Origin of the sequence: Rhodococcus sp. IEGM 1379 (assembly GCF_030056815.1) — a bacterium.
Lineage (GTDB): Bacteria > Actinomycetota > Actinomycetes > Mycobacteriales > Mycobacteriaceae > Rhodococcus_F.
In genome coordinates this window covers 1-5192 of the sequence record NZ_JASHKR010000148.1, presented here as the reverse complement: position 1 = coordinate 5192, position 5192 = coordinate 1, and the positions used below count along the sequence as shown (strand labels likewise).

The window sequence follows — 5192 nt, the reverse complement described above, 5'->3', positions numbered from 1 at the left end:
CACCCATCTAGCCTGCGGTTTGAGTCAGTGCCCGCGACGGACGACCGGGGGTGTCGATGGTTCCCGGTCTCACTGCCTCAACCTGGCACTCACACCTCGTGAGTGCCAACTGCATTTTTAGCACTCGAGCGTGCCGAGTGCAAGGTTTGAACTCAGCCCGCGATGCAGAACTGTCCGTTAGTGAAGTTCACTGCAAATGAAAGGGTGCCCATGCAGTTCACTCCGTTGGCATCGGATGTCGCACCGGCGCCCCAGCCGGCGATGGCGAGCGTGACGTTTCCGTCGGCTGCACCCGCGCGGGCGATGCCGCCACCGAGTGCGTAGGCGTGCGCCTGACCGTTGCCGCGCGACGCACCGAGTGCCGTACCGAAGCCGTTGGCGTAGCTGTTGGAGTAACCGTTGTCAGCCGAGACGCTGACGGCCGTTCCGCTTTCCATGGCACCAGCCTGCGAGCGTCCCGCGCCGACGGACTGGGCGCCGCAACTCGCGGTCTCGGAAACCTGAATGTCATTTGTTGCCGGCGGCGAAGCACAAGTGACGGGAGCGGCGGATGCTGCTCCGGCTCCGGCCAGTGCTAATCCTGCAGCCAAGCCCATACCGACAGTCAATACAGCCCCTGTTCGCGCCAGGCGGCCCCCCAACCGATTACTGGTACTTCCGCTACCTCGCGAAAACGAGCGGCGGGACCAGACTGACGAGATCAAGGGCATAGAAAACTCCTTCGTGGAACACGTTCATGGATTCGGGCGCGACAGTACCCGCTTACGCGAGGCCCGTCATGCTTAGAAGGTCACGACTTGAGCAAGGTTTCCAACAGCGCTGGAAGATCCGCTACGGATTCGATGACATAGTCCGGCTGTTGCGTCGCCAATTCGAGCACTGCCTGCCGAAACTTGCCGGTGCGCACCAGAACTCCGGTCAATCCCATCCGCTGTGACGACAAGACGTCACCGATCAGATCGTCCCCCACCATCACTGTCGCTTCGGGATCGACGTTCATCAATTCGGTGGCCGAGAGAAACCCCGTGAGCGACGGTTTTCCGACGGCAGCGATATTGACGCCGGCTGCTTCCTCGAGCCCGGGAAGGTACGTTCCGGTGTCGACCCGCAGGCCCGTGGCGGCCTCCCACATCATTCCGCGGTGCATCGCTACGACGGGGACACCGTCGAGAAGGAGTTGGAGGACTCGACTCAGCGCCTCGTGGGTGAACTCCGGTCCGGCGCCGCCGAGGATGACAACATCCGGGTTCTCCTCGACTAGCTCGATCCCCTCGAGATCACTCGACACGTTGCCGTTGCTGAGCAGCCACGCCTTCGCCCCCGGATACGTGGTGCGCACATACTCCGCGGTGAGCCTGGCGGCAGTGACGATCTGATCGGGCTCGACGGCAATTCCGGCGTCGCACAGGCCTTGCGCGATCAACTCCGAACTACGCGACGTGGTGTTGGTGAGAAATCCGCAGGCCAACCCCCGCTCGCGCACATCGCGAACTGCGGCGCCTGCTCCCTCGATCGGTTGCCAGGATGTGAGCAGGACCCCGTCGATGTCGAATAGAACCCCTTCGATGTCGGCCATCGCACCAGCCTATAGTCGCAATCAACCTGTCGTCAGGCATCGGAAAACACAGGAGGCAACGCCTCAGTAGGCTCACCGTCATGGAACTGCGTGACGACGACCTCTTCTCCGTTGCGGGTTCCCTGGCGGAATTGCTCGGCGCTCCCGTCACTATCGAAGACGAGAACTCGACAGTTCTTGCCTACTCGGGCGGCGAGCAGGCTGTGGACGAGGCGCGGATCGGAACAATCCTCGGCCGGCAAGTTCCAAGTCGAATTCGCGAATTACTTGCCAAAGCAGGGGTTTTCGACCGGTTACATCGTGAGACGGATGCCATCTACGTCGACCTCGAGGACCCGGTGATCACTCCCCGACTCGTTATCGCTGTGCGGGACAACAACATTGCCGTCGGTTCCATCTGGGTGGCACTTGGTGGCCAACCGACTCCCGTTCAGGAATCGACATTGCGGGCAGCGGTGCCTGTGGTTGCCGAGCACATTGCATCCGAACGCGACCGAATCAACAGCACCCGTCGTCGCCAAACCGAACGAGTAAAGGCACTGATCGGAGGCGGCGAGCAAGCATTTCGAGCAGCTGAGGACTTACGCCTGACGGGCCCCCTGACTGTCGTTGCCGTCGGCACTGTCTCAGGTTCGATGCCGAGCGGAGTGGTTGCGTCACTGGGACTGTATCTCGACACCCTCTCCGTCGACGCCGTAATCGCGCAGTTGATCGACTCGACCTACCTCGTTGTTGCTGCAGGTGAAGCAAACACCCGCCGACTACTCGAGGATTTCCTCGGTCGTGCGCGCGAGCGTGCAATCTTGGCAGTCGCAGTGGGCCGTACGGTGAAATCAGCGAGTGAATCGCACCTGTCCCGCTCCGATGCCGATCACGTTCTGGGAGCGCTACGCCACGGCAAGTCAGGTGGGGTTGTTGCCGGCATGAAAGACACCCTGGCGTCGGTGCTTGCACTGCATGTGGCAGACATCTTCGACGGACTCGGCGAGTCGACTCCCCTGGGCGCCCTGGAAAAACACGACAGGCAGCACGGCAGCGAACTGGTTGCCACTGCCCGCACCTTCCTCGACAAGGGCGGGGATGTCGCAAACTCTTCTGCCGCACTGCATGTTCACCCCAACACCCTGCGCAACCGCCTGCGCCGGTGCAAAGACATCTGCGGAGTTGATCTCGCTGACGCCGACACTCGGCTGATCCTGATGCTCCAACTGAAACTGCGAAACGCCTGAATAATCCCGGAAGGCCCGGGACGATATCGGGGCACGGGCGATACCGCACGACTTTGCGTAATCTTCAATCGAATATCCACCAAAAGTACTAGAAAACATCCACCTAAAGTACTAATAACTGGACATTAGTCCAGCTATAACCGGCAATTCCACATTGCCCATTTACTGAACTAGTTAGCCTTCCGCAAGACCTCAATAAAGTGATCAAAGAATGCGATTTCAGACGCCTGACCTGCGAAAATAGAACCAGTTTCAGTTTCTTTTACAAATCTATGGTCAAAGCCGACTAGCTCGAGCTAACCTCATCTCGTCACGCCACATAAGACCTTGAGAGGCAATGGAAAATCTCAGCGTCACGATCGCTGCGATTCCATGTTCCGACCAGAACTGCTCCATGTGGAACACATCGGCCGATATTGGACATATGTCCAAATAGGTTTTCCAAGATCTACCGAAAGGGTGGAAATCTGTATGAGCGTAATGTTCCTTCAGGCAACAGCTGCACTGTTCACAGGCTTACTGGACAATGTATTTTGGGGCTCGCTTGAGCCTGGCGTTGCTGGCATCACAGGCTCGCTAGCCGGATCAATCGAAACCAATTCATCGCAACCCTGAGCTCTTTCAGCACATCGTCCAACGACAGGAGTAAATGATGGATTTTGGATCAATGGTTCCTTACCTCAAGGAACCCGTCATACACGGGATAGTTGCGGCGCTCATCTCTTTCGGTTCCGTACAGTCGATTGACTTCGACTGGGCGCCGAACCCTGAATAATATTCTCAACAACCTCATGGAACGAGAAATATAGTGGATACCGCCAGCCTCATCGACGCTGTCACGAGCATCGATTCACAGTCACTGCTTCCCCCGCTTGTTTTTGTGCAGAAAATAGTTGACGGCATCTTCGGAGCTGTCTCTGCGTTCATCAACCTGGGAGCTAGCGGCTCCGCAGGTATTGGTGGAAGCATCCAAACCGCCCTCGGCTCGACCGTCGCCCCGTAATCGGGAGAGGAGACAACAATGTTCGATCTGTCTATGAGCTACCTGTCAGACTTGGTTGGATTCGCCTCTATCGACCTGGTGGGAACGATTGCGAAGTACCTCGACACCCTGTCCTCATACACTAAGCCCACACCCTAAGGAAAGGTGATTCACAATGATTCAACGATATATCACAGGTTTGATCACGTGGGCTACGGGAACCATAGGGTTGACCGGCGCTGGAAGTAAGATTCTACAAAAGCCCAACTAAAGTCCGGGGTGCACCGGCTTTCTCCATTTGCTCTTCCGCAAATCGGAACCCTGATCTGTTTCCGAACTCTGATGATCCCCGAGGCTCCAATTAGCCTCGGGGATCATCTGGTTTTCCAATCACGATCGTTCCGACGCTCAGAACTTGACCCAGCACTGCCCTGTGAGGAGTTGACATGAGACTGCCCAACCTGCTGGATATGGGTATCGCGCAGGTGAATCCGCGTGACGCCGAATTCATCTACTACGAGGCTGACGGGCACCCGAACCATCTGGTCGGCGTGTATTTCTTCGAGACCTCTCAACACCCAGCCGCAGAATTCACACAAGCGCAAGCCGTCGAGTGGGTCACCGCCCGACTCGGACACAATCGCATGTTCACACACCGAGTCCAGCGCACGCCGCTGGGGCTTGGCCACCCGTACTGGGTCCCGGACTCAGACCTGGATATTCGCGACCACGTGCGAGTCACCAAGATTGCCGAGCCAGGCTGGGCTCCTTTCCAGAAACCGCTCAGCGAACTACTGACGTCGCACATGGATCTCAGCCGTCCGCCCTGGGAGATGCACTTCTTCACCGGAATCGAAGGGCTCGACGCACTACCTGGCCGACTAACAGCAGTGGTTCTCAAGTCTCATCACAGCGGGGCCGACGGAATTGCCATCCGAATGCTGGGTGAAGCCATTTTTTCGGATACTCTGCGGCCGAGAGGGTTCGAGAGGGAAGTGCCTCTCCTGAAGGGACGCCTATTCGCTCGTTCGGTACTGGAATTTCCTGGACGCCTCTTCCAGTTCGCCAAGAGTATTCCCCGCAATCGAGCTGCGGTCCGAGCTGTAGACGAGGCCAAGGCTGCCGGAAAATGGGCTGAGGGACTCCACGAGAGTTCCGGAATTCGATTCAACGGCAAGGTGAGCGGGTCTGCGTTAGTGGAGCCGATCACGCTCTCGGGCGCTGAGGTTCGGTACGTAAAGAATGCAGTTCCTGGGGCGACTGTCAACGATGTTCTTCTGGCAGTAGTAGGTTGTGCACTGGCGCGATATCTGACGGAGAAGGGCGAGGAGCATCAAGCTTCTCTGTTCTCGATGGTTCCGCGGTCCATGCGCAAGCAAGAGGAGTGGGAGTCCGCAAACCAATT

General features: G+C 57.9%; 5 protein-coding genes. 3 read left to right on the top strand and 2 right to left on the bottom strand.

Translation table 11 applies throughout. The annotated features are described in order from the left end of the window. Positions 1-152 precede the first annotated feature (152 nt). Together QM600_RS28805 and QM600_RS28800 are read right to left on the bottom strand one after the other, a co-directional pair. A complete protein-coding gene (locus QM600_RS28805) occupies positions 153-710 on the bottom strand; it encodes a DUF6764 family protein (protein WP_283265155.1) in 558 nt (185 codons plus the stop codon). An 80-nt stretch (positions 711-790) separates the two neighbouring features. Continuing rightward, the gene (locus tag QM600_RS28800; RefSeq protein ID WP_283265154.1) at positions 791-1576 is read right to left on the bottom strand and encodes an HAD-IIA family hydrolase; all 786 of its coding nucleotides are present in this window, start codon (positions 1574-1576) and stop codon (positions 791-793) included. Positions 1577-1656: 80 nt separating this feature from the next. Here QM600_RS28800 and QM600_RS28795 point away from each other — a divergent pair, with 80 nt between their 5' ends. From QM600_RS28795 to QM600_RS28785, 3 genes are all read left to right on the top strand, one after another. Next, on the top strand, positions 1657-2805 hold the full coding sequence (locus tag QM600_RS28795) for a PucR family transcriptional regulator (protein WP_283265153.1): 1149 nt from the start codon (positions 1657-1659) through the stop codon (positions 2803-2805). Between the two features lie 808 nt (positions 2806-3613). Continuing rightward, complete coding sequence (locus tag QM600_RS28790; protein WP_283265152.1) at positions 3614-3808, top strand: hypothetical protein; 195 nt, start codon at positions 3614-3616, stop codon at positions 3806-3808. 425 nt (positions 3809-4233) lie between these two features. After that, positions 4234-5192 (top strand): wax ester/triacylglycerol synthase domain-containing protein (locus QM600_RS28785; RefSeq protein ID WP_283265151.1); only part of this gene is annotated, 959 nt, incomplete at its 3' end.

Bases quoted from the DNA above. Each gene is read 5' to 3' on its own strand.
- QM600_RS28805 (WP_283265155.1), bottom strand. From the start codon at position 710: ATGCCCTTGATCTCGTCAGTCTGGTCCCGCCGCTCGTTTTCGCGAGGT.
- QM600_RS28800 (WP_283265154.1), bottom strand. From the start codon at position 1,576: ATGGCCGACATCGAAGGGGTTCTATTCGACATCGACGGGGTCCTGCTC.
- QM600_RS28795 (WP_283265153.1), top strand. From the start codon at position 1,657: ATGGAACTGCGTGACGACGACCTCTTCTCCGTTGCGGGTTCCCTGGCG.